The following is a 24,688-nucleotide window of genomic DNA, read 5'->3' as shown; positions in this document are numbered from 1 at the left end:
ACCCCTTAATTCCCGACCGTCACAGTGATGTGACAGGATTGCTTCTCGATGCGGTTACCGCGGCCCTTGGCGCGTGCGGTGAAACGCTTCAGCGATGCTGCCTTGTCGACGTAAATGCTCGTGATCTTGAGCTCGTCGATATCGGCACCTTCGTTGTGCTCCGCATTCGCGATCGCCGACAGCACGACCTTTTTCACGATTCCCGCAGCCTTCTTCGGCGAGAACGTCAGAACGTTCAGCGCCTTGTCGACCGGCAAACCGCGGATCTGGTCAGCCACAAGGCGCGTTTTCTGCGCCGAGATGCGGGCACCGCGATGAATTGCTTTCACTTCCATCTTGATTGCCCCTTATTTCTTGGCCTTCTTGTCGGCCGCGTGACCCTTGAACGTACGGGTCAGTGCGAACTCGCCAAGCTTGTGGCCGACCATGTTTTCCGTGACATACACCGGAACGTGTTGACGGCCGTTGTGCACGGCGATCGTCAGACCGATGAAGTCCGGCAGGATCGTCGAGCGACGCGACCAGGTCTTGATCGGTTTCTTGTCACGCGATGCTGCAGCCGCCTCAACCTTCTTCAGCAAATGGGCGTCGCAGAACGGACCTTTCTTAATAGAACGTGCCATTGCCTACTCCTTAACGCTTGTGACGGCGCTGGACGATCATGCTCGTCGTGCGCTTGTTGCTGCGGGTGCGATAGCCCTTCGCCGGCGTACCCCACGGGCTCACCGGATCGCGACCAGCCGCAGTCTTGCCTTCGCCACCACCATGCGGGTGGTCGACCGGGTTCATTGCAACGCCGCGCACCGTCGGACGGATACCGCGCCAGCGGTTTGCGCCAGCCTTACCGATTTGACGGAGGCTATGCTCTTCGTTGCCCACTTCACCGATCGTCGCGCGGCATTCAACGTGCACGCGGCGGATTTCGCCCGAACGCAGACGAACCTGCGCGTAGACGCCTTCGCGAGCCAGCAGCATTGCCGACGTACCAGCCGAACGCGCCATCTGCGCGCCCTTGCCCGGCAGCATTTCGATGCAGTGAATCGTCGTACCGACCGGAATGTTGCGGATCGGCAGCGTGTTACCTGCGCGGATCGGCGCTTCCGAACCCGACATCAGTTGCTGACCGACTGTGACACCCTTCGGAGCGATGATGTAGCGGCGCTCGCCGTCTGCGTACAGAACCAGCGCGATGTTCGCGCTACGGTTCGGGTCGTACTCGAGACGCTCGACCTTGGCCGGAATGCCATCCTTCGTGCGACGGAAGTCGATGACGCGATAGTGATGCTTGTGACCACCACCCTTGTGACGCGTGGTGATGTGGCCGTTGTTGTTACGGCCGGCGGTCGAGGATTGCGTGTCGAGCAGCGCAGCAAACGGCTTGCCCTTGTGCAGTTCCTTGTTGACCACCTTGACCATCGCGCGGCGACCCGGCGAAGTCGGCTTAACTTTCACGATTGCCATGATTACTTGGCCTCCGCTTCAAAGTTGATTTCCTGGCCGGGCTTCAGGCAGACATACGCCTTCTTCACGTCCTTGCGCTTGCCCATGAAGCGACCAAAGCGCTTGGCTTTGCCCTTCGCGACCAGCACGTTGACGGAATCGACTTCCACCTTGAACAGCAGCTCGACTGCGGCCTTCACTTCCTGCTTCGTGGCATCCGGCGCGACTTCGAACACAACCTGCTCGTTCTTGTCGGCAACCAGCGTCGCCTTTTCGGAGACCACCGGCGCGAGCAGGACCTGCATCAAACGATGATCGTTCTTGCGAATCTCGCTCATGACAGCAACTCCTCGATCTGGGCGACCGCAGCCTTCGTGATCAGGACTTTCTTGAAGTAGATCAGCGACAGCGGGTCGGCGTAACGCGGCTCGACAACCGCCACGTGGGCGAGGTTGCGCGACGCGAGGTACAGGTTTTCGTCAACCGTGTCGGTGATCACCAGCACGGAGTCGAGACCCATCGCCTTGAATTTTTCGGCCAGCAGCTTCGTCTTCGGCGCTTCGAGCGTCAGTTCGTCGACCACCGAGATGCGGCCTTCGCGAGCCAGCTGCGAGAAGATCGAGCAGAGACCTGCGCGATGCATCTTCTTGTTGACCTTGTGCGAAAAGTTTTCTTCCGGCGAATTCGGGAAGATACGGCCACCGCCGCGCCACAGCGGGCTCGACGACATACCGGCACGGGCACGGCCCGTACCCTTCTGGCGCCACGGCTTCTTGGTCGTGTGCTTGACCTGCTCACGATCCTTCTGCGCGCGGTTGCCGCTACGGGCATTCGCCTGGTACGCAACCACAACCTGGTGAATCAGGGCTTCGTTGTAATCACGGCCGAACACGACGTCCGACGCGCTAACGCCTGCACCTTCCTGACCATTGGCATTCAGGAGCTTAAGTTCCATTATTTCGCTCCTTTCACGGCACGCGTCTTCACGGCCGGCGTAACGAATACCTTGCCACCCTTCGCACCCGGAACGGCGCCCTTGACCAGCAGCAACTTGCGGTCAGCGTCGATACGAGCGATTTCGAGGTTTTGCACCGTTACATTCTCGTCACCCATGTGACCGGTCATGCGCTTACCCGGGAAAACACGACCCGGATCCTGCGCCATACCGATCGAGCCCGGCACGTTATGCGAGCGCGAGTTACCGTGCGATGCACGGCCGGACGAGAAGTTGTAACGCTTGATGGTACCGGCGTAGCCCTTACCGATCGACACGCCTTGCACGTCAACCTTCTGGCCCACTTCGAACAGTTCGGGACCAACCACGGTGCCGCTCGACAACTCGGCAGCCTTGGCGGCATCGATCTTGAATTCTTTGAGGATTTCACCGGCTTGAACACCGGCTTTGGCGAGATGACCTGCCAACGGCTTCGTCACGCGCGATGCACGGCGCGTACCGAATGCAACCTGCACGGCCGTGTAGCCGTCGGTTTCAACAGTCTTGATCTGCGTCACGCGGTTGTCGGACACGTCCAGCACGGTGACGGGAATCGAATCCCCTTCAGCCGTGAAGATACGGGTCATGCCAACCTTGCGACCTACGAGTCCAAGGCTCATCGTTTTCTCCATTCCCGACTGCGATTGGTCGGGGCTAATTTACAAAATGCCGGCGCCGTTTCGGGCATGAAACCATGCTGCAGCACGCCGACTTTTTTACGCAAATGCGCGAAAAGCCTAGCATTATAGCGAGGCCTTTCGTTTTTCGCAAGCAATCAATGACTTAGCGTTCTCCGATCAACCTGAGAACCGCTGGAAGCCTTACTGCAGCTTGATTTCAACGTCCACGCCGGCCGGCAGATCCAGCTTCATCAGCGCGTCGACGGTCTTGTCCGTCGGATCGACGATGTCCATCAGACGCAGGTGCGTGCGGATTTCGAGCTGATCACGCGACGTCTTGTTGACGTGCGGCGAACGCAGGATGTCGAAACGTTGAATACGGGTCGGCAGGGGCACCGGGCCACGAACGATTGCGCCAGTCCGCTTTGCCGTGTCGACGATCTCAGCTGCCGATTGATCGATCAGGCGATAGTCGAAAGCCTTCAGGCGAATGCGGATTTTCTGGTTTTGCATGACGAATTCCTTGAAAAGAGCGAGGCGATATTGCACCGCCAATTAGAAAAAGAACGTAGGCCCGGGCGCTCGCAGGAAGCGAGTGCCCGGACCCGGGCACAGCAAATACAGCAATCTTCGATTTTACTCGATGATCTTGGCGACGACACCAGCGCCGACCGTACGACCGCCTTCGCGAATTGCGAAACGCAGACCTTCTTCCATCGCGATCGGGTTGATCAGCTTCACCGTGATCGACACGTTGTCGCCCGGCATCACCATTTCCTTGTCCTTCGGCAGCTCGATCGAACCCGTCACGTCCGTCGTACGGAAGTAGAACTGCGGACGGTAGTTGTTGAAGAACGGCGTGTGGCGGCCGCCTTCATCCTTGCTCAGCACGTACACCTCTGCCGTGAAGTGCGTGTGCGGGTTGATCGAACCCGGCTTCGCCAGAACCTGACCACGCTCCACGTCTTCACGCTTCGTGCCGCGCAGCAGGATACCCACGTTGTCGCCTGCCTGCCCCTGGTCGAGCAGCTTGCGGAACATTTCCACGCCCGTGCAGGTCGTCTTGGCCGTTGCGCGGATACCGACGATCTCGATTTCCTCGCCGACCTTGATGATGCCGCGCTCGACGCGACCCGTCACCACCGTGCCGCGACCCGAGATCGAGAACACGTCTTCCACCGGCATCAGGAACGAACCGTCAACCGCGCGCTCCGGCGTCGGGATGTACGTGTCCAGCGCGTCGGCCAGGCTCATGATCGCCACTTCGCCCAGTTCGCCCTTGTCGCCTTCCAGCGCCAGCTTGGCCGAACCCTTGATGATCGGCGTGTCGTCGCCCGGGAAGTCGTACTTCGACAGAAGTTCGCGCACTTCCATCTCGACGAGCTCCAGCAGCTCAGCGTCGTCCACCATGTCGCACTTGTTCAGGAACACGATGATGTACGGAACGCCAACCTGACGCGCCAGCAGGATGTGCTCGCGCGTTTGCGGCATCGGGCCGTCTGCGGCCGAGCACACCAGGATTGCGCCGTCCATCTGCGCTGCGCCCGTGATCATGTTCTTCACGTAGTCGGCGTGGCCCGGGCAGTCGACGTGTGCGTAGTGGCGGTTTGCCGTTTCGTACTCGACGTGCGCGGTGTTGATCGTAATACCACGTGCCTTTTCTTCCGGCGCTGCATCGATCTGGTCGTATGCCTTCGCTTCGCCGCCGAACTTCTGCGTCAGAACCGTCGTGATCGCCGCCGTCAGCGTGGTCTTGCCGTGGTCAACGTGACCGATCGTGCCCACGTTCACGTGCGGCTTGGTCCGTTCGAATTTACCTTTAGCCATGTTTCTCTTCTTTCAAAAAGTTAATCGTTGAATGACTTTACCGCGCGCTTACTTCGACTTCGCGTTGATGATCGCTTCGGACACGTTACGCGGAGCTTCAGCATAGTGCTTGAATTCCATCGTGTACGTTGCACGCCCCTGGGTCAGCGAACGCAGCGACGTCGAGTAGCCGAACATTTCCGACAGCGGCACTTCGGCGCGAACGATCTTGCCGCCGCCAACCATGTCGTCCATGCCCTGGACGATACCGCGACGGCCCGACAGATCGCCCATCACGTTGCCCATGTAGTCTTCCGGCGTTTCGACTTCGACTGCCATCATCGGTTCGAGGATGACCGGCTGAGCCTTGCGCATCGCTTCCTTGAACGCCATCGAACCAGCCATGCGGAACGCATTTTCGTTCGAGTCGACGTCGTGGTACGAACCGAACGTCAGGTGAACCTTCACGTCAACGACCGGGAAGCCAGCCAGCACGCCGGCCTTCAGCGTTTCCTGGATACCCTTGTCGACTGCCGGGATGTATTCACGCGGAATCACGCCGCCCTTGATCTCGTCCAGGAACTCGTAGCCCTTGCCTTGCTCGTTCGGCTCGAGCGTGATGACCGCGTGACCGTACTGGCCGCGACCACCCGACTGCTTGACGAACTTGCCGTCAACGTCTTCCGCCTTGCCGCGAATAGTTTCGCGGTAAGCCACTTGCGGCTTGCCAACCGTTGCTTCGACGCCGAACTCACGCTTCATCCGGTCGACCAGAATTTCCAGGTGGAGCTCACCCATACCCGAAATAATGGTTTGACCCGATTCCTCGTCCGTTTGAACGCGGAACGACGGATCTTCCTGCGCCAGACGGTTCAGCGCCAGCCCCATCTTTTCCTGGTCCGGCTTCGTCTTCGGCTCAACAGCCTGCGAAATCACCGGTTCCGGGAAAATCATGCGCTCGAGCACGATCGGGCTCGTCGGATCGCACAGCGTGTCGCCGGTGGTCGCATCCTTCAGGCCAACCGCAGCAGCGATGTCGCCTGCGCGCACTTCCTTGATTTCTTCGCGCTGATTCGCGTGCATCTGCAAAATACGGCCCAGACGTTCCTTCTTGTCCTTGGTCGCGTTCAGCAGCGTGTCGCCAGAATTCACCACGCCAGAGTACACACGGAAGAAGATCAGTTGGCCGACGAACGGGTCGGTCATGATCTTGAATGCCAGTGCCGAGAACTTTTCGTCGTCGGCTGCGCGGCGCTCGCCCCTTTCACCGTTTTCCAGCTCGCCGGTAACCGGCGGGATGTCGATCGGCGACGGCAGGAAGTCGAGCACGGCGTCCAGCATGCGCTGCACGCCCTTGTTCTTGAACGCGGTGCCGCACAGCATCGGCTGGATTTCGCAAGCGATCGTACGGTCGCGCAGACCCTTGATGATTTCTTCCTCGGTCAGCTCGCCCGACTCGAGGTACTTGTTCATCATGTCTTCGCTGGCTTCAGCCGCGGCTTCGACCATCTTTTCACGCCATTCGTTGCACGTGTCGACGAGTTCTGCCGGGATGTCTTCGTACGAGAACTTGGTACCCTGGGATGCGTCGTCCCAAATGATCGCCTTCATCTTCATCAGGTCGACGACACCCGTGAAGTTTTCTTCCGCGCCGATAGGCACGACGACCGGAACCGGATTCGCCTTCAAACGCAGCTTGAGCTGGTCGTAGACCTTGAAGAAGTTCGCGCCGGTACGGTCCATCTTGTTGATGAACGCGAGACGGGGCACCTTGTACTTGTTAGCCTGACGCCACACGGTTTCCGACTGGGGCTGCACGCCACCCACGGCGCAGTACACCATGCAGGCACCGTCGAGCACGCGCATCGAGCGCTCGACTTCAATCGTGAAGTCGACGTGGCCCGGGGTGTCGATAATGTTGATGCGGTGCTCGGCGCGGTCGCCCGCCATGCCCTTCCAGAATGCCGTGGTAGCAGCGGAAGTAATCGTGATGCCGCGTTCCTGCTCCTGCTCCATCCAGTCCATGGTGGCAGCGCCGTCGTGAACTTCACCAATCTTGTGGTTCACGCCGGTGTAGAACAGAATGCGCTCGGTCGTCGTCGTTTTGCCGGCGTCGATGTGAGCGCTGATACCGATGTTACGGTAGCGCTCGATAGGTGTCTTGCGAGCCACTTTGATCCTCTATTGGGATGACGCGATGCGAGAAATACCCATCGCGCTGTAACACAAACGGGCGAGGCGCTCTGGAAGCGCACCCGCCCGGAATTTCTTTCCGTTTTTCGCTAAACCCGGAACCGGGAAGCTTAGAAACGGAAGTGCGAGAACGCCTTGTTGGCTTCTGCCATCCGGTGAACTTCGTCGCGCTTCTTCATCGCGCCGCCGCGGCCTTCAGCCGCTTCGGAGAGTTCACCTGCCAGCCGCAGGGCCATCGACTTCTCGCTGCGCTTCTTCGCGGCTTCACGCAGCCAACGCATCGCCAATGCCATACGACGCGACGGACGCACTTCGACCGGAACCTGATAGTTCGCACCACCAACGCGGCGGCTCTTCACTTCGACCACCGGCTTGACGTTGTTGAGCGCCACCGTGAACACTTCCAGCGGGTCCTTGCCACCCTTGGTCTGGATCTGTTCGAAAGCGCCGTACACAATACGCTCGGCAACCGACTTCTTGCCGGAGAGCATCAGCACGTTCATGAATTTTGCTACATCTACGTTACCGAATTTCGGATCCGGCAACACTTCCCGCTTGGGGACTTCGCGACGACGCGGCATGTTTCTTCCTTTACCTTTTCAGTTGGAGCTATTTCAGCTCCGCGGCCACCAACTAACCCGATTCATCCCTAAGACTTACCAGCCTGGTCGGGTGACCACTTACTCGATAGCGCCGGCAATTCCGGCACCATCGCTATTACCGCCATGACAGGCGACCTGAAACTACGAGTGACCGGCTAATTACTTGCCAGCCTTGGCACGCTTCGCGCCGTACTTCGAGCGAGCCTGCTTACGATCCTTGACGCCCTGGGTATCCAGCGAGCCGCGAACCATGTGGTAACGCACACCCGGCAAGTCCTTCACACGGCCGCCGCGAATCAGCACGACCGAGTGTTCCTGCAGGTTGTGGCCTTCACCACCGATGTACGAAATGACTTCGAAGCCGTTCGTCAGACGAACCTTGGCGACCTTACGGAGTGCCGAGTTCGGCTTCTTCGGCGTCGTCGTGTACACACGGGTGCACACGCCGCGACGCTGGGGGCAGTCCTGCAAGGCCGGGCTCTTGCTTTTCGTCGTTTCCGACGTGCGGCCTTTGCGAACCAGTTGATTGATGGTTGGCATTGTTTATTCCTGAAATTGAACAAAATCGACGCATCTGTTTCCGGGCAAAGCGGAAACGCCTGCGCATCGAACTTCCGGATGGCCTGACTGCGCACAAATTGAAGCCGAGCGCAGGCACCCCAAGAACCGGAACCTAACATAATATTCCGAAAATACTAAGGAAGTCAACAGCTTGCGATGTTTCGCACCCCTGTTGATCAATCCAAACGATCGCGTACCGGTCAGTCGGCGGCCACGACGTGCAGCAATTCGTGGCCGAAACGGTCGAGTTTGCGGGCACCCATGCCCGGAATACCGCGCAGGTCGTCGATGGAATCGGGGCCGATACGCGCAATTTCCGCGAGCGTCGCATCGTGGAAAATCAGATACGCCGGCACCCCATCGCTCTTCGCGGTGTCGGTACGCCATGCGCGCAGGCGTTCCCAGCGGGAACGCTCGAGCGGCCCCATGCCGATCGTCGGATCGGCCCGCTCGCTCGTGCGGCCGGACGATTGGCGCGTGCGGGTCGGCTTCACATAGCGGCGCATCGTCACCTTCTGCTCACCCTTGAGCACCGGCTTGCTCGCTTCGGTCAGCACGAGCGAGCCAAAGCCTTCGTGGTCGACCGTCAGATAGCCGAACGCCACGAGCTGGCGGAACACCGCGCGCCATTCCGGCTCACCGAGCGCCGAGCCGATACCGAAAGTGGTCAGTTTCTCGTGACCGCGTTGCAGGATTTTCTCGCTGCGATTGCCGCGCAGAATGTCGATCAGATGACCGGCACCAAAGTGGAAGCCACTCGCCCGCTGCGCCCGGAACACGCACGACAGCGCCATCTGCGCCTCGCACGTCGCATCCCACGTGGGCGGCGGTTCGAGACAGTTGTCGCAGTTGCCGCAGGGCTGGCTCGTTTCGCCAAAGTACGCGAGCAGCCGTACCCGCCGGCAGGTTGCGGTTTCGCACAGGCCGAGCAGCGCGTCGAGCTTGCCAGTCTGGACGCGCTTGTGCGCCTCGTCGGCGTCGGACTCGTCGATCATCTTGCGCTGCTGCACGACGTCGCCAAGACCGTAGGCCATCCACGCGTTCGAGGGCATCCCGTCGCGCCCCGCGCGGCCGGTCTCCTGATAGTAGCCCTCGACGCTTTTCGGCAGATCGAGGTGCGCGACGAACCGCACGTCGGGCTTGTCGATGCCCATGCCGAAGGCGATCGTCGCGCACATCACGATGCCCTCTTCGCGCTGGAACATCTCCTGGTGCTTCTGACGCACCTCGAACTCCATGCCGGCGTGGTAAGGCAGCGCGCGCATGCCCTTTTCCTTGAGCCACTCCGCCGTTTCCTCGACCTTGCGGCGCGACAGGCAATAGACGACGCCCGCGTCGGTCGTGCCGTCCGGCTTCGTATGCTCGGCGCGGATGAAGTCGAGCAGCTGCGCACGCGCATTGTCCTTTTCGGCGATGCGATAGCGGATGTTCGGCCGGTCGAAGCTCGACACGAACACGCGCGCATCCTCAAGCGCGAGACGGTGAATGATTTCATCGCGCGTGATCGCATCTGCCGTGGCCGTGAGCGCAATGCGCGGCACATCCGGAAAGCGCTCATGCAGCACCGACAGCTGGATATATTCGGGCCGGAAATCGTGCCCCCATTGCGACACGCAGTGGGCCTCGTCGATCGCGAAGAGGCCGATGCGCGTGCGCTCCAGCAGCTCCTGGAAGCGCGGGGTCATGAGCCGTTCCGGCGCGACGTACAGCAGATCGATGTCGCCATCTCGCAGCGCACGCTCCGTGGCCATCGCCTCGGCGCTCGACAGCGTCGAGTTCAGATACGCGGCGCGCACGCCGACTTCCGTCAGCGCCGCCACCTGGTCCTGCATCAGTGCGATCAACGGCGACACCACGATGCCCGTGCCGAAGCCGCGCTCGCGCCGCACGAGCGAAGGAATCTGATAGCAGAGCGATTTACCGCCACCCGTCGGCATCAGCACGAGGCAATCGCCGCCGTCGGCGACGTGCTCGACAATTTCGCCCTGCTGTCCTCTGAATGCGGGATAACCAAAGACTTCGTTGAGGATTTCGAGCGGACGGGACATGAATTTGAGAGAGGCGGCCAAAGGCAGATGACACGAATTTTACCAACGCATGCGTGCTGCGCCCGCGCTTTACGACAACCTTAGCCATCCGGCCTAGGCTCGCGCCGGCGCATGACGCCAATGGCATCCGCAAAAACATAAAAAAAGCCGCCCAGTCGAAACTGGGCGGCTTGCGTGGCTTGTCAAGCGTGGCGGCTTACGCCGCCCGCACTTACTCGCCCGTGTGCTGCTGTTCGGCAGCCGGCGCTTCCGGCGTACCGAATTCGAACGACTCTTCCGCTGCGATCTGATCGAAACGCTCGCGGTCGGCCAGTTCCTTGCTCTTGCGCGCCTTGTGGAACGCGAGACCCGTACCGGCCGGAATCAGACGGCCGACGATCACGTTTTCCTTCAGGCCACGCAGATCGTCGCGCTTGCCCATGATCGCCGCTTCGGTCAGCACGCGGGTCGTTTCCTGGAACGACGCCGCAGAGATGAACGAATCGGTCGACAGCGACGCCTTCGTGATACCGAGCAGCACGTTTTCGTACGTCGCCGGACGCTTGTCTTCCGCGATCATGCGGTCGTTCTCGTCGAGCATGTCCGACCGCTCGACCTGTTCGCCCGGGATGAAACGCGTATCGCCGTTGTCGACGATCTGCACGCGGCGCAGCATCTGACGCACGATCACTTCGATGTGCTTGTCGTTGATCTTCACGCCCTGCAGACGGTACACGTCCTGCACTTCGTCCACGATGTAGCGCGACAGCGCCTCGACGCCCTGCAGACGCAGGATGTCGTGCGGATCAGCCGGTCCGTCGACGATCATTTCGCCCTTGTTGACGACCTGACCATCGTGCACCAGAACCTGCTTTTCCTTCGCGATCAGGAACTCGTGCTGGTTGCCCTCGAGGTCCGTGATAACGAGACGCTGCTTGCCCTTCGTGTCCTTACCGAACGACGTCGTACCCGTGACTTCCGCCAGGATACCCGCGTCCTTCGGCGAACGTGCTTCGAACAGTTCCGCCACACGCGGCAGACCGCCGGTAATGTCACGCGTCTTCTGCGATTCGGTCGGGATACGTGCGAGCACTTCACCGACCTGCACCTGCTGACCGTCCTTCACGGTAATCAGCGCGCCGACCTGGAAGCCGATCTGCACCGAGTGCTCGGTGTTCGGGATCTTCACTTCCTCGCCGTTCGCGTCGAGCAGCTTGACCTGCGGACGCACCGTCTTCGAGGCCTGCGAACCGCGACGCTTCACGTCGATCACGACGAGCGTGGACAGACCCGTCACGTCGTCGATCTGCTTCGCGACGGTCACGCCTTCCTCGACGTTCTCGAACTTCACCGTACCACCGTACTCGGTGATGATCGGACGCGTCATCGGATCCCACGTCGCCAGTTGCGTGCCGGCCTTGATCTGCGCGCCGTCGAGCTGCAGCAGCGTGGCGCCGTACGGCACCTTGTGACGCTCGCGCTCGCGGCCGTGATCGTCGGTGATCATCGCCTCGCCCGAACGCGAGATGACGATCTGCTCGCCCTTCGCATTCGTGACGTAACGCATCGTCGCCGTGAAACGCACCGTACCGTTCGACTTCGCTTCGACCGACGAAGCCACCGCCGCACGCGACGCCGCACCACCGATGTGGAACGTACGCATCGTGAGCTGCGTGCCCGGTTCGCCGATCGACTGCGCCGCGATCACGCCGACCGCTTCGCCGACGTTGACCGACGAGCCGCGGCCGAGGTCGCGGCCGTAGCAGGCCGCGCACAGACCGTAGCGCGTTTCGCAGGTGAGCGGGGTGCGCACGCGCACTTCGTCGATGCCGAGGCGTTCGATTTCCTCGACCGCGTCTTCGTCGAGCAGTGTGCCCGTTTCGAACAGCGTTTCCTGCGATTCCGGATTGACGACGTCAGCCACCGCGACGCGACCCAGAATACGGTCACGCAGCGCTTCGACCACTTCACCGCCTTCCACGAGCGCCTTCATCGCCACGCCGTTGGACGTGCCGCAATCGCTCTCGACCACGACCAGATCCTGCGTCACGTCGACCAGACGGCGCGTCAGGTAACCCGAGTTCGCGGTCTTCAGTGCCGTATCAGCCAGACCCTTACGAGCACCGTGGGTCGAGATGAAGTACTGCAACACGTTCAGACCTTCGCGGAAGTTCGCCGTAATCGGCGTCTCGATGATCGAGCCGTCCGGCTTCGCCATCAGGCCGCGCATACCGGCCAGCTGACGGATCTGAACCGCGGAACCGCGCGCGCCCGAGTCGGCCATCATGTAGATGGAGTTGAACGACTCCTGACGCGTTGCGTTGCCGTCGCGGTCCGTGACCGGTTCCGTCGACAGCTGCTCCATCATCGCCTTGCCGACCGCTTCCGACGTTGCCGACCAGATGTCGACCACGTTGTTGTAGCGTTCCTGCGCGGTGACGAGACCCGACATGTACTGACGGTCGTATTCCTTCACCTTCTTCGCAGCGTCGCCGACGATGGTTTCCTTCTGCGGCGGCACGAGCATGTCGTCGACGCAGATCGAAATACCGGCGCGAGTTGCGAGGCGGAAGCCCGACTGCATCAGCTGGTCGGCGAAAATCACCGTCTCGCGCAGACCGCACTTGCGGAACGCGGTGTTGATCAGACGCGAGATTTCCTTCTTCTTCAGCGGCTTGTTCAGCACCGAGAACGGCAGACCCGGCGGCAGGATTTCCGACAGGATCGAGCGGCCGACCGTGGTCGCATACAGCGTGACCTTCGGCACGAACGCCGGCGCGCCTTCCGACTTGTCTTCGTTGTGGACCATTTCCGTGATCCGCACGTTGACGCGCGAGGCCAGTTCGACTTCCTTGTTCTCGTAGGCGCGCAGCACTTCCGACACGCCCGTGAACGTCAGGCCTTCGCCCTTGCCGTTCACTGCTTCACGCGTCGCGTAGTACAAGCCGAGCACGATATCCTGCGACGGCACGATCGACGGATCACCGTTGGCCGGGAACAGCACGTTGTTCGACGCCAGCATCAGCGTGCGCGCTTCCATCTGCGCTTCGAGCGACAGCGGCACGTGAACGGCCATCTGGTCACCGTCGAAGTCGGCGTTGAATGCCGCGCAAACGAGCGGGTGCAGCTGGATTGCCTTACCTTCGATCAGCACCGGCTCGAAAGCCTGGATGCCGAGACGGTGCAGCGTCGGCGCGCGGTTCAGCATGACCGGATGTTCGCGGATCACCTCTTCGAGGATGTCCCACACGACCGGCGTCTGGTTCTCGACTTCCTTCTTCGCAGCCTTGATGGTAGTCGCGACACCCATCACTTCGAGCTTGTTGAAGATGAACGGCTTGAACAGTTCGAGCGCCATCAGCTTCGGCAGGCCGCACTGGTGCAGCTTCAGCGTCGGGCCGACCACGATCACCGAACGGCCCGAGTAGTCGACGCGCTTACCGAGCAGGTTCTGACGGAAACGACCGCCCTTACCCTTGATCATGTCGGCGAGCGACTTCAGCGGACGCTTGTTCGCGCCGGTCATCGCCTTGCCGCGACGGCCGTTGTCGAGCAGCGAGTCGACGGCTTCCTGCAGCATCCGCTTTTCGTTGCGGACGATGATTTCAGGCGCCTTCAGCTCGAGCAGACGCTTCAACCGGTTGTTACGGTTGATGACGCGGCGATACAGGTCGTTCAGGTCCGACGTCGCGAAACGGCCGCCGTCGAGCGGCACGAGCGGACGCAGTTCCGGCGGCAGCACCGGCAGCACTTCGAGAACCATCCAGTCCGGCTTGATACCCGAACGCTGGAATGCCTCGAGCACCTTCAGGCGCTTCGCGTACTTCTTGATCTTCGCTTCGGAACCGGTGTTGCGCAGTTCCGTGCGCAGCAGCTCGACCTGCTCGTCGATGTTGATCGCGCGCAGCAGTTCGCGAATACCTTCCGCGCCCATTTCGGCACGGAATTCGTCGCCGTATTCCTCGACCTTGTTGTAGTAATCCTCTTCGGTCATGATCTGGCGCGCTTTGAGCGGCGTCATGCCCGGATCGATCACCACATATGCTTCGAAGTACAGCACGCGCTCGATGTCGCGCAGCGTCATGTCGAGCACCATGCCCAGACGCGACGGCAGCGACTTCAGGAACCAGATGTGCGCGACCGGCGAGGCCAGCTCAATGTGGCCCATTCGCTCGCGACGCACCTTCGCGAGCGTCACTTCGACGCCGCACTTCTCGCAGATCACGCCGCGGTGCTTCAGGCGCTTGTACTTGCCGCAAAGGCATTCGTAGTCCTTGATCGGACCGAAAATCTTCGCGCAGAACAGACCATCGCGCTCCGGCTTGAACGTGCGGTAGTTGATGGTTTCCGGCTTCTTGACTTCACCGAACGACCACGAACGGATCTTGTCCGGCGAGGCCAGACCGATCTTGATCGCGTCGAAAACTTCAGGTTGTTGGACTTGCTTGAATAGATCGAGCAAAGCTTTCATCGCTTCTCTCCAGTAGTCCGATTAGTTCCGGTCCAGGTCGATGTCGATACCCAGCGACCGGATTTCCTTCACCAACACGTTGAACGACTCAGGCATGCCGGCATCGATCACGTGATCGCCCTTGACCAGGTTTTCGTACACCTTGGTCCGGCCCGTCACGTCGTCCGACTTCACCGTCAGCATTTCCTGCAGCACGTAGGATGCGCCGTACGCTTCGAGCGCCCACACTTCCATTTCACCGAAACGCTGGCCACCGAATTGCGCCTTACCACCCAGCGGCTGCTGCGTGACGAGCGAGTATGGGCCCGTGGAACGCGCGTGCATCTTGTCGTCGACCAGGTGGTGCAGCTTCAAGTAGTGCATGTAGCCGACCGTCACCGTACGTTCGAACATCTCGCCCGTGCGGCCGTCGTACAGACGCACCTGGTTCTTCGACGGCGTCATGCCGAGGTTCTGTGCGATGTCGTCCGGGAATGCCAGATCCAGCGCGCGCGACATTTCTTCTTCCGTCGCACCGTCGAACACCGGCGTGGCGAACGGCACGCCTTCGCGCAGGTTCTTCGCCAGCTCGAGGATTTCGTCGTCGCTGAAGCTGTCCAGCTCTTCGGCGCGGCCCGACTCGTTGTAGATCTTGATCAGGAATTCGCGCAGTTCGGCAATCTTCGCCTGACGCTGCAGCATTTCGCCGATACGCCAGCCGAGACCCTTCGCGGCCCAACCCAGATGTACTTCGAGAACCTGACCCACGTTCATCCGCGACGGCACGCCGAGGGGATTCAGCACGACGTCGGCCGGACGGCCGTCGGCCATGTACGGCATGTCTTCGATCGGCACGATCTTCGACACGACACCCTTGTTACCGTGACGGCCTGCCATCTTGTCGCCAGGCTGCAGGCGGCGCTTCACCGCCAGATACACCTTGACCATCTTCAGCACGCCCGGCGGCAGTTCGTCGCCTTGCGTGAGCTTCTTGCGCTTCTCTTCGAACGCGAGGTCGAACTGGTGGCGCTTCTCTTCGATCGAGTTCTTGATCGCTTCGAGCTGGGCCGCTGCTTCTTCGTCCGCGAGGCGGATGTCGAACCAGTGGTAATGGTCCAGATCTTCGAGGTATGCGCGCTCGATCTTCGTGCCCTTCGCGAGCTTCTTCGGACCGCCGTTCGCCACCTTGCCTTCGAGCATGCGCGCGAGACGCTGGAACGCGTCGCCTTCCACGATACGCAGCTGGTCGTTCAGGTCGAGGCGATAGCGCTTCAGTTCATCGTCGATGATCTGTTGCGCACGCTTGTCGCGTTGGATGCCTTCGCGCGTGAACACCTGCACGTCGATCACGGTGCCGCTCATGCCCGACGGCACGCGCAGCGACGTGTCCTTCACGTCCGACGCCTTCTCGCCGAAAATCGCGCGCAGCAGCTTTTCTTCCGGCGTCAGCTGGGTTTCGCCCTTCGGCGTGACCTTGCCGACCAGCACGTCGCCCGCTTCGACTTCCGCGCCGATGTACACGATGCCCGACTCGTCGAGACGGCCAAGCTGCACTTCCGCGAGGTTCGAGATGTCGCGCGTGATTTCTTCCGGTCCGAGCTTCGTGTCGCGTGCCACGACGTTCAATTCTTCGATGTGGATCGACGTGTAACGGTCGTCGGCCACGACCTTTTCCGAGATCAGGATCGAGTCTTCGAAGTTGTAGCCGTTCCACGGCATGAACGCGATCAGCATGTTCTGGCCGAGCGCGAGCTCGCCCAGATCGGTCGATGCGCCGTCAGCCAGCACGTCGCCGCGCGCAACCTTGTCGCCCATCTTCACGATCGGACGCTGGTTGATGTTCGTGTTCTGGTTCGAACGCGTGTACTTGATCAGGTTGTAGATGTCGACACCGACTTCACCCGCAACCGCTTCGTCGTCGTTCACGCGAATCACGATACGGCCCGCGTCGACGTAATCGACCACACCGCCGCGCAGTGCCTGAACCGTCGTGCCCGAGTCGACCGCCACGGTGCGCTCGATGCCCGTACCGACGACCGGCTTCTCCGGACGCAGACACGGCACGGCTTGACGCTGCATGTTCGAGCCCATCAACGCGCGGTTCGCGTCGTCGTGCTCGAGGAACGGAATCAGCGAAGCTGCAACCGACACGATCTGCGACGGCGCCACGTCCATGTACTGGATGCGGTCTGGCGTGACCATCAGCGTTTCACCCGCTTCACGCGACGACACGAGTTCGTCGGTCAGCGTACCGTCGTCGGCCACCGCCGCGTTCGCCTGAGCGATCACGTAACGGCCTTCTTCGATCGCCGACAGATAGTCGATCTGGTCGGTCACCTTGCCGTCCGTCACCTTGCGATACGGCGTTTCGAGGAAGCCGTATTCGTTCAGGTGCGCGTACAGAGCGAGCGAGTTGATCAGACCGATGTTCGGACCTTCCGGCGTTTCAATCGGGCACACGCGGCCGTAGTGGGTCGGATGCACGTCGCGGACTTCAAAGCCTGCGCGCTCGCGCGTCAGACCGCCCGGGCCCAGTGCGGAAACACGACGCTTGTGCGTGATTTCCGACAGCGGGTTGGTCTGATCCATAAACTGCGACAGCTGCGACGAACCGAAGAACTCGCGGATCGCCGACGAAATCGGCTTCGAGTTGATCAGATCGTGCGGCATCAGGTTTTCGCTTTCGGCCTGGCCGAGGCGTTCCTTCACGGCACGTTCGACACGCACGAGACCCGCGCGGAACTGGTTTTCCGCGAGTTCGCCGACGCAACGCACGCGACGGTTGCCGAGGTGGTCGATGTCGTCCACTTCGCCCTTGCCGTTGCGCAGCTCGACGAGGATCTTGATCGTCGCGAGGATGTCGTCGTCCTGCAGCGTCATCGGGCCGACGATTTCGTCACGGCCGACGCGGCGGTTGAACTTCATACGACCCACCTTCGACAGGTCGTACGCTTCTTCGCTGTAGAACAGACGGTTGAACAATGCCTCGACCGCTTCTTCGGTCGGCGGCTCGCCCGGGCGCATCATGCGGTAGATCGCGATGCGGGCGGCCATCTTGTCCGCCGTTTCGTCGATGCGCAGCGTCGACGAAATGTACGGACCCTGGTCCAGATCGTTCGTGTAGAGCGCCTGGATGTCCTTGATCTTCGCTTCGCGCAGCTTCTCGAGGACGGTTTCGGTGACTTCGTCGTTCGCATTCGCGATGACTTCGCCGGTGTCGCCGTCGACGACGTTCTTCGCCAGCACGCGGCCGAGCAGATAGTCTTCCGGCACCGAGATGAACTTGGTCTTCGCGTTGTCGAGATCGCGAATGTGCTTGGCGTTGATCCGCTTGTCCTTCTGGACGATCACGTTGCCATCGCGGTCCGTGATGTCGAAACGCGCAACTTCACCACGCAGACGCTCCGGTACGAACTCCATCTGCGCGCCTTCCGGCATCAGCGTGAAATTGTCGAACACGAAGAAGTTGGCGAGGATCTGTTCCGGCGTGAGGCCGATGGCCTTCAGCAGGATCGTGACCGGCATCTTGCGGCGACGGTCGACACGGAAGTACAGCACGTCCTTCGGGTCGAACTCGAAATCGAGCCACGAACCGCGGTAAGGAATGATACGTGCCGAAAACAGCAGCTTGCCCGAGCTGTGCGTCTTGCCCTTGTCGTGCTCGAAGAACACGCCCGGCGAACGATGCAGCTGCGAAACGATCACACGTTCCGTGCCGTTGATGACGAACGAACCGGTCGGCGTCATGAGCGGAATTTCGCCCATGTACACTTCCTGTTCCTTGACTTCCTTGACGACCGGCTTGCTCGGCGACTCCTTGTCGAGCAGCACCAGACGCACCTTGGCGCGCAGCGCCGAGCAGTACGTCAGACCGCGCTGCTGACATTCCTTGATGTTGAATGCCGGCGGCGACAGCATGTAGCTGACGAATTCGAGACGAGCGAAGCCGTTATGCGAAACGATCGGGAAAACGGACGTGAACGCAGCTTGCAGGCCTTCCGGCTTACGCTGCGTCGAAGACGTGTCTGCTTGCAGAAACGTGCTGAATGATTCAAGCTGGGTAGCCAGCAGGAAAGGTACTTGGTGAACGATGGGGCGTTTCGCGAAACTCTTGCGAATACGCTTCTTCTCGGTGAAGGAATATTGCATACGATCTCCGAATCACGGCGGGCATAGTTGTCGAGGCAGGATACCTTGATGAGACAACCCGAGTGTTCACCGACTGAGACCCGATGGCCGTCCAATGGCTTGAACGAGCCTAGAAGCTTGGTGGTTGGCCGCTACCAACCGCTGGCTGACGGCAGCGGATGCCTGTGTTGCCCGCTACCCGACCAAACTTGCCTTCTGCAGTCGCTTCAGAAGACAAAGAGAAACGCCGGTCAATGTTGCCGATTGGCGATTTTCTTTGGCTTCTGGGAATCACGTTCTTGCCGGAGCAAACCCACAAAAACGCAAGCCCCACAAAGCACAAAAAGGCCGGCGGTGAAAAACCGCCAGCCTTCGCACAGCGCGTTGAAACTTACTTGATTTCAACCTTCGCGCCAGCTTCTTCCAGCTTCTTCTTGGCTTCTTCAGCAGCAGCCTTGGGCACCGCTTCCTTGACGGGCTTCGGTGCGCCATCGACCAGATCCTTCGCTTCCTTCAGGCCGAGACCTGTCAGTTCGCGAACAGCCTTAATGACCGAAACCTTGTTTGCGCCGGTTTCAGCCAGGATGACCGTGAATTCGGTCTGCTCTTCAGCAGCAGCAGCGCCGCCGCCTGCACCTGCCGGGCCAGCCACTGCAACAGCAGCTGCCGACACGCCAAACTTTTCTTCGAACGCCTTAACCAGCTCGTTCAGTTCCAGAACCGACATCGAGCCTACGGCTTCGAGGATGTCTTCTTTTGCGATTGCCATTTGAAATACTCCTAAATTGAATTCGGATACAGCCAGCGATCAATTACGCTCGACTGATGTACGTTACGCAGCGGTTTCTTCGCCTTGTTTCTTCTCTGCCAGCGCGGCCAGAGCACGCGCGAAGCCAGAAACAGGAGCCTGCATGACGAACAGCAGCTTGGAGAGCAGTTCTTCGCGGCTCGGGATGTTTGCCAGCGCTTGCACGCCAGCCTTGTCCATCACCTTGCCTTCGTAGGAACCAGCCTTGATGATCAACTTGTCATTGCTCTTGCTGAAGTCATTGACGACCTTGGCAGCAGCAATTGCATCTTCGGAGATGCCGTAGATCAAGGGGCCAGTCATCTGCTCTGCCAGCGGAGCAAACGGCGTACCTTCGACAGCGCGACGCGCCAGCGTGTTCTTCAACACACGAAGATAAACCTGTTGCTCACGCGCTTTCGCGCGCAGCTTGGTCAGATCGCCAACCGCGATTCCACGATACTCAGCCAGAACCACGGTCTGAGCTTTCGCGACTTGCGCGGCAACCTCAGCGACGACGGCCTGCTTGCTTTCTTTGTTGAGTGGCACGGTTAACCTCCAGATTCGATACACGCGGCGTGCGCCTTGTGTACCGCGTTCAATAACGGCGTCCGACCAGTCAGGAGTATTTCGACCGCCCGACACCCGCATTGCTGCGGACATCCAACGGTTTCATCACCACAAACTTTTTCGGGTTCGCCATCTGCGTTGGCTTTACATTAAGGACTCGCCTACCTGCTGCGGGCCCGCCAACGGTCTTTGACAACCGGTTGCGCGATGCAGACTGCCACCTTGCAACCGCCCAAAGCCCTTATAGACCGCCCCGACTTACGTCAGGGCGATGAAATTCATTACTGCGCTGCGATCGACGCTTGATCGACGCGAACGCCCACACCCATCGTGCTCGACAGAGCGACCTTGCGCAGGTACACACCCTTGCTCGTTGCCGGCTTCGCCTTTTGCAGCGCGTCGATCAGAGCATTCAGGTTGGTACGCAGAGCAGTTGCTTCGAACGAAGCACGGCCGATCGTGGCGTGGATGATGCCGGCCTTGTCGACACGGAATTGCACCTGACCAGCCTTGGCGTTTTTGACTGCGGTCGCGACATCCGGCGTGACCGTGCCGACCTTCGGGTTCGGCATCAGACCGCGCGGGCCGAGGATCTGACCGAGCGTACCGACGATACGCATCGTGTCCGGCGAGGCAATCACGATGTCGAAGTTCAGGTTGCCGGCCTTAACCTGTTCAGCCAGGTCTTCCATACCGACGACGTCCGCACCGGCTGCACGAGCCTGCTCAGCCTTTTCACCTTGCGCGAACACCGCGACGCGAACCGACTTACCCGTACCAGCGGGCAGCACGACCGAGCCACGAACCACTTGATCCGACTTCTTCGCGTCGATGCCGAGTTGCACCGCGACGTCGATCGATTCGTCGAACTTCGCGCTTGCGCACTCCTTCACGAGCGACAGAGCGTCTTCGAGCGGGTAGAGCTTCTGACGATCAACCTTTGCTGCAAATGCTTGCAGACGTTTCGAAAGCTTGGCCATTTACACGCCCTCCACGGTGATGCCCATCGAGCGGGCGCTACCAGCGATCGTGCGAACCGCTGCGTCCAGATCAGCAGCCGTCAGATCGGGCATCTTGGTCTTGGCGATATCTTCAGCTTGAGCACGGGTGATCTTGCCGACCTTGTCGGTATGCGGCTTGCTCGAACCCTTGTCGATCTTCGCTGCCTTCTTGATCAGAACCGTGGCCGGCGGCGTCTTCAGCACGAACGTGAAGCTCTTGTCCGCGAATGCCGTGATCACGACCGGAATCGGCAGGCCCGGTTCCATTGCTTGGGTCTGCGCGTTGAACGCCTTGCAGAACTCCATGATGTTCAGACCGCGCTGGCCCAGTGCCGGACCGACCGGCGGCGACGGGTTGGCTTTACCTGCAGGAATCTGCAGCTTGATAAAGCCGATGATTTTCTTTGCCATCTTGAGAACCTCTTTGGAACGCCGACGTGTATGTGGACGTTCAGTGAGTAGTAGCGCGTGTTCGCTGAAAAACTAGCTAGTTACGCTCCTCAACGACCATTACGCGGGCCGTAAGCGCGAAATACGGAACGCACCGAGCGGCGCGTTCCGTAAAATTCTGGATTACAACTTTTCGACCTGGCCGAATTCCAACTCAACCGGCGTTGCGCGGCCGAAGATCGTAACGGAAACACGGACTCGCGACTTTTCGTAGTTCACTTCTTCGACGCTGCCGTTGAAATCAGTGAATGGGCCATCCTTCACCCGCACCATCTCGCCTACTTCAAACAGGGTCTTCGGACGCGGCTTCTCCACGCCTTCCTGCATCTGCGACATGATTTTTTCAACTTCCCGAGGAGAAATCGGGCTCGGGCGATTGCGCGCCCCACCGACAAAACCGGTCACCTTTGCCGTATTTTTTACGAGATGCCACGTTTCGTCTGTCATTTCCATTTCCACCAGCACATAGCCGGGGAAGAAACGACGCTCCGTCACTGATTTGTGACCACCTTTCACCTCGACGACTTCTTCAGTCGGAACAAGGATCTGGCCAAACTGGTCCTGCATACCGGCACGCTCGATGCGCTCCTGAAGCGCTCGTTGCACGCTCTTCTCCATGCCGGAGTAGGCGTGCACCACGTACCAACGTTTGCCGCTCGGGGATGCCGGTGTATCGCTCATATCATTTCCAACCCAGAATCACCGAGAAAATCGCCCACTCAATGGATTTATCGCAAACCCAGAGAAAAATCGCCATCACGACCACAAAGCCGAACACTACAAGCGTTGTCTGAGTAGCCTCTTTACGGGTAGGCCAAACAACCTTACGAACTTCTTTGTACGAGTCTTTGGCGAAAGCGATAAAACCCTTGCCAGGCACCGAGAGAAGACCGACTGCGACACCCGCGATCGCACCAACAGCCAAGGCGGCTCCGCGGATGTACCATTCCTGGCCACTCAGCCAGAAGAACCCCACGAACCCGGCCAAGACCAGCAATACACCCGCGATCAACATCAACTTGTCGCCAGATGTATTTACAGTTTCGACGGAAGGATTCGCCATAACACCTTAACGAAGCGCCACTACGGCGCAATAGTTGGCAGGGGCAGAGGGAATCGAACCCCCAACCTTCGGTTTTGGAGACCGACGCTCTGCCAGTTGAGCTATACCCCTAAACCATTTGGGGCTGACGACACCGCCAACCCCGATACAACCGATTATCGAGAACTATCTGGCGTTACTCGATGATCTTGGCGACGACACCAGCGCCGACCGTACGACCGCCTTCGCGAATTGCGAAACGCAGACCTTCTTCCATCGCGATCGGGTTGATCAGCTTCACCGTGATCGACACGTTGTCGCCCGGCATCACCATTTCCTTGTCCTTCGGCAGCTCGATCGAACCCGTCACGTCCGTCGTACGGAAGTAGAACTGCGGACGGTAGTTGTTGAAGAACGGCGTGTGGCGGCCGCCTTCATCCTTGCTCAGCACGTACACCTCTGCCGTGAAGTGCGTGTGCGGGTTGATCGAACCCGGCTTCGCCAGAACCTGACCACGCTCCACGTCTTCACGCTTCGTGCCGCGCAGCAGGATACCCACGTTGTCGCCTGCCTGCCCCTGGTCGAGCAGCTTGCGGAACATTTCCACGCCCGTGCAGGTCGTCTTGGCCGTTGCGCGGATACCGACGATCTCGATTTCCTCGCCGACCTTGATGATGCCGCGCTCGACGCGACCCGTCACCACCGTGCCGCGACCCGAGATCGAGAACACGTCTTCCACCGGCATCAGGAACGAACCGTCAACCGCGCGCTCCGGCGTCGGGATGTACGTGTCCAGCGCGTCGGCCAGGCTCATGATCGCCACTTCGCCCAGTTCGCCCTTGTCGCCTTCCAGCGCCAGCTTGGCCGAACCCTTGATGATCGGCGTGTCGTCGCCCGGGAAGTCGTACTTCGACAGAAGTTCGCGCACTTCCATCTCGACGAGCTCCAGCAGCTCAGCGTCGTCCACCATGTCGCACTTGTTCAGGAACACGATGATGTACGGAACGCCAACCTGACGCGCCAGCAGGATGTGCTCGCGCGTTTGCGGCATCGGGCCGTCTGCGGCCGAGCACACCAGGATTGCGCCGTCCATCTGCGCTGCGCCCGTGATCATGTTCTTCACGTAGTCGGCGTGGCCCGGGCAGTCGACGTGTGCGTAGTGGCGGTTTGCCGTTTCGTACTCGACGTGCGCGGTGTTGATCGTAATACCACGTGCCTTTTCTTCCGGCGCTGCATCGATCTGGTCGTATGCCTTCGCTTCGCCGCCGAACTTCTGCGTCAGAACCGTCGTGATCGCCGCCGTCAGCGTGGTCTTGCCGTGGTCAACGTGACCGATCGTGCCCACGTTCACGTGCGGCTTGGTCCGCTCAAACTTACCCTTGGCCATTTTCGACTCCTAAGAGGATTTTCCGTACGTTGCGCTGGGCGCAAACAATCACTGAATACTTCTGGTGCCCATGGGCAGGATCGAACTGCCGACCTCTCCCTTACCAAGGGAGTGCTCTACCACTGAGCCACATGGGCGCTACTTCCGTGTCACTGGAGCGGGTGAAGGGAATCGAACCCTCGTCGTAAGCTTGGAAGGCTTCTGCTCTACCATTGAGCTACACCCGCAACGATCATGGATTCCCAACAACTGCTACAACTTGCATTCTGGTGGAGGAGGTTGGATTCGAACCAACGTAGGCGTAAGCCAACAGATTTACAGTCTGCCCCCTTTAGCCACTCGGGCACCCCTCCGCAGAGAACTGATGATTATGGGGGAACAACATCTTTTTGTCAAGGCTTGCTTGATCATTCCAAACCCACCGTTCTCACTTATATGCAGCGATTTCAGGTCTTCCGTAAACGGAAAAACCCCACCGCAATGGGTGGGGTTTTTGACCAAGAAGGAGCCTGACGATTACCTACTTTCACACGGGCAATCCGCACTATCATCGGCGTGGAGTCGTTTCACGGTCCTGTTCGGGATGGGAAGGGGTGGGACCGACTCGCTATGGTCATCAGGCATGACGGG

General features: G+C 60.0%; 22 protein-coding genes, 4 tRNA genes and 1 rRNA gene. 1 reads left to right on the top strand and 26 read right to left on the bottom strand.

What is annotated here, in order from left to right:
• Positions 1-5 precede the first annotated feature (5 nt).
• The 14 genes from rplV to rpoB form a co-directional block, all read right to left on the bottom strand.
• Positions 6-335: a 50S ribosomal protein L22 gene (gene rplV / locus GXB81_RS07865; RefSeq protein ID WP_007730533.1), complete on the bottom strand. Its 330-nt coding sequence runs from the start codon at positions 333-335 to the stop codon at positions 6-8.
• A 12-nt stretch (positions 336-347) separates the two neighbouring features.
• Positions 348-623 carry a 30S ribosomal protein S19 gene (gene rpsS / locus GXB81_RS07860; RefSeq protein ID WP_006998484.1) on the bottom strand — a complete coding sequence of 92 codons (276 nt, stop codon included), beginning with the start codon at positions 621-623 and terminating at the stop codon, positions 348-350.
• 10 nt (positions 624-633) lie between these two features.
• Positions 634-1,461 carry a 50S ribosomal protein L2 gene (gene rplB, locus GXB81_RS07855; RefSeq protein ID WP_167045424.1) on the bottom strand — a complete coding sequence of 276 codons (828 nt, stop codon included), beginning with the start codon at positions 1,459-1,461 and terminating at the stop codon, positions 634-636.
• Between the two features lie 2 nt (positions 1,462-1,463).
• The gene (rplW, locus tag GXB81_RS07850) at positions 1,464-1,778 is read right to left on the bottom strand and encodes a 50S ribosomal protein L23 (RefSeq protein ID WP_008923345.1); all 315 of its coding nucleotides are present in this window, start codon (positions 1,776-1,778) and stop codon (positions 1,464-1,466) included.
• Positions 1,775-2,395 (bottom strand): 50S ribosomal protein L4, encoded by a 621-nt coding sequence (gene rplD / locus GXB81_RS07845; protein WP_008923346.1) that lies wholly within the window; start codon positions 2,393-2,395, stop codon positions 1,775-1,777. The genes rplW and rplD overlap by 4 nt, the downstream gene beginning before the upstream one ends.
• On the bottom strand, positions 2,395-3,054 hold the full coding sequence (rplC, locus tag GXB81_RS07840) for a 50S ribosomal protein L3 (RefSeq protein WP_205988788.1): 660 nt from the start codon (positions 3,052-3,054) through the stop codon (positions 2,395-2,397). The genes rplD and rplC overlap by 1 nt, the downstream gene beginning before the upstream one ends.
• A 201-nt stretch (positions 3,055-3,255) precedes the next feature.
• A complete protein-coding gene (rpsJ, locus tag GXB81_RS07835) occupies positions 3,256-3,567 on the bottom strand; it encodes a 30S ribosomal protein S10 (protein ID WP_017777154.1) in 312 nt (103 codons plus the stop codon).
• Positions 3,568-3,690: 123 nt separating this feature from the next.
• The gene (gene tuf, locus GXB81_RS07830; protein WP_167045394.1) at positions 3,691-4,881 is read right to left on the bottom strand and encodes an elongation factor Tu; all 1,191 of its coding nucleotides are present in this window, start codon (positions 4,879-4,881) and stop codon (positions 3,691-3,693) included.
• A 48-nt stretch (positions 4,882-4,929) separates the two neighbouring features.
• On the bottom strand, positions 4,930-7,032 hold the full coding sequence (gene fusA, locus GXB81_RS07825) for an elongation factor G (protein ID WP_167045418.1): 2,103 nt from the start codon (positions 7,030-7,032) through the stop codon (positions 4,930-4,932).
• A 131-nt stretch (positions 7,033-7,163) separates the two neighbouring features.
• On the bottom strand, positions 7,164-7,634 hold the full coding sequence (gene rpsG / locus GXB81_RS07820; protein WP_006053291.1) for a 30S ribosomal protein S7: 471 nt from the start codon (positions 7,632-7,634) through the stop codon (positions 7,164-7,166).
• A 180-nt stretch (positions 7,635-7,814) separates the two neighbouring features.
• Entirely contained in the window at positions 7,815-8,195 is a 381-nt protein-coding gene (gene rpsL, locus GXB81_RS07815) for a 30S ribosomal protein S12 (protein ID WP_006053290.1), read from the bottom strand.
• Between the two features lie 221 nt (positions 8,196-8,416).
• A complete protein-coding gene (recQ, locus tag GXB81_RS07810; protein ID WP_205988787.1) occupies positions 8,417-10,264 on the bottom strand; it encodes a DNA helicase RecQ in 1,848 nt (615 codons plus the stop codon).
• 211 nt (positions 10,265-10,475) lie between these two features.
• Complete coding sequence (rpoC, locus tag GXB81_RS07805; RefSeq protein WP_167045411.1) at positions 10,476-14,714, bottom strand: DNA-directed RNA polymerase subunit beta'; 4,239 nt, start codon at positions 14,712-14,714, stop codon at positions 10,476-10,478.
• A 21-nt stretch (positions 14,715-14,735) separates the two neighbouring features.
• Entirely contained in the window at positions 14,736-18,842 is a 4,107-nt protein-coding gene (gene rpoB / locus GXB81_RS07800; protein ID WP_167045408.1) for a DNA-directed RNA polymerase subunit beta, read from the bottom strand.
• 124 nt (positions 18,843-18,966) lie between these two features.
• Here rpoB and GXB81_RS07795 point away from each other — a divergent pair, with 124 nt between their 5' ends.
• Positions 18,967-19,179 (top strand): hypothetical protein, encoded by a 213-nt coding sequence (locus GXB81_RS07795; protein WP_167284481.1) that lies wholly within the window; start codon positions 18,967-18,969, stop codon positions 19,177-19,179.
• A 33-nt stretch (positions 19,180-19,212) separates the two neighbouring features.
• Here the strand turns inward: GXB81_RS07795 and rplL are convergent, their stop codons facing one another.
• The 12 genes from rplL to rrf form a co-directional block, all read right to left on the bottom strand.
• Positions 19,213-19,590 (bottom strand): 50S ribosomal protein L7/L12, encoded by a 378-nt coding sequence (gene rplL / locus GXB81_RS07790; RefSeq protein WP_167045402.1) that lies wholly within the window; start codon positions 19,588-19,590, stop codon positions 19,213-19,215.
• Positions 19,591-19,653: 63 nt separating this feature from the next.
• A complete protein-coding gene (rplJ, locus tag GXB81_RS07785) occupies positions 19,654-20,157 on the bottom strand; it encodes a 50S ribosomal protein L10 (protein ID WP_167045857.1) in 504 nt (167 codons plus the stop codon).
• 302 nt (positions 20,158-20,459) lie between these two features.
• Positions 20,460-21,158 carry a 50S ribosomal protein L1 gene (gene rplA, locus GXB81_RS07780; protein WP_167045400.1) on the bottom strand — a complete coding sequence of 233 codons (699 nt, stop codon included), beginning with the start codon at positions 21,156-21,158 and terminating at the stop codon, positions 20,460-20,462.
• Complete coding sequence (gene rplK, locus GXB81_RS07775) at positions 21,159-21,590, bottom strand: 50S ribosomal protein L11 (RefSeq protein WP_042329781.1); 432 nt, start codon at positions 21,588-21,590, stop codon at positions 21,159-21,161.
• Between the two features lie 162 nt (positions 21,591-21,752).
• A complete protein-coding gene (nusG, locus tag GXB81_RS07770) occupies positions 21,753-22,310 on the bottom strand; it encodes a transcription termination/antitermination protein NusG (RefSeq protein WP_007180147.1) in 558 nt (185 codons plus the stop codon).
• A 1-nt stretch (position 22,311) separates the two neighbouring features.
• Positions 22,312-22,692: a preprotein translocase subunit SecE gene (gene secE, locus GXB81_RS07765; RefSeq protein WP_167045397.1), complete on the bottom strand. Its 381-nt coding sequence runs from the start codon at positions 22,690-22,692 to the stop codon at positions 22,312-22,314.
• Positions 22,693-22,727: 35 nt separating this feature from the next.
• Positions 22,728-22,803: transfer RNA gene (locus GXB81_RS07760), tRNA-Trp, on the bottom strand.
• Positions 22,804-22,867: 64 nt separating this feature from the next.
• Positions 22,868-24,058 carry an elongation factor Tu gene (tuf, locus tag GXB81_RS07755; RefSeq protein WP_167045394.1) on the bottom strand — a complete coding sequence of 397 codons (1,191 nt, stop codon included), beginning with the start codon at positions 24,056-24,058 and terminating at the stop codon, positions 22,868-22,870.
• A 62-nt stretch (positions 24,059-24,120) separates the two neighbouring features.
• Positions 24,121-24,195 (bottom strand) — tRNA-Thr (locus GXB81_RS07750).
• Between the two features lie 16 nt (positions 24,196-24,211).
• Positions 24,212-24,285 (bottom strand) — tRNA-Gly (locus GXB81_RS07745).
• 40 nt (positions 24,286-24,325) lie between these two features.
• Positions 24,326-24,411: transfer RNA gene (locus GXB81_RS07740), tRNA-Tyr, on the bottom strand.
• Between the two features lie 154 nt (positions 24,412-24,565).
• A 5S ribosomal RNA gene (rrf, locus tag GXB81_RS07735) occupies positions 24,566-24,679 on the bottom strand.
• Positions 24,680-24,688 lie beyond the last annotated feature (9 nt).

The sequence above is a fragment of the Paraburkholderia sp. Ac-20336 genome, assembly GCF_017105025.1.
Lineage (GTDB): Bacteria > Pseudomonadota > Gammaproteobacteria > Burkholderiales > Burkholderiaceae > Paraburkholderia.
Note: the sequence above shows the minus strand (reverse complement) of the source record. Positions and strands in the feature narration are given on the sequence as shown.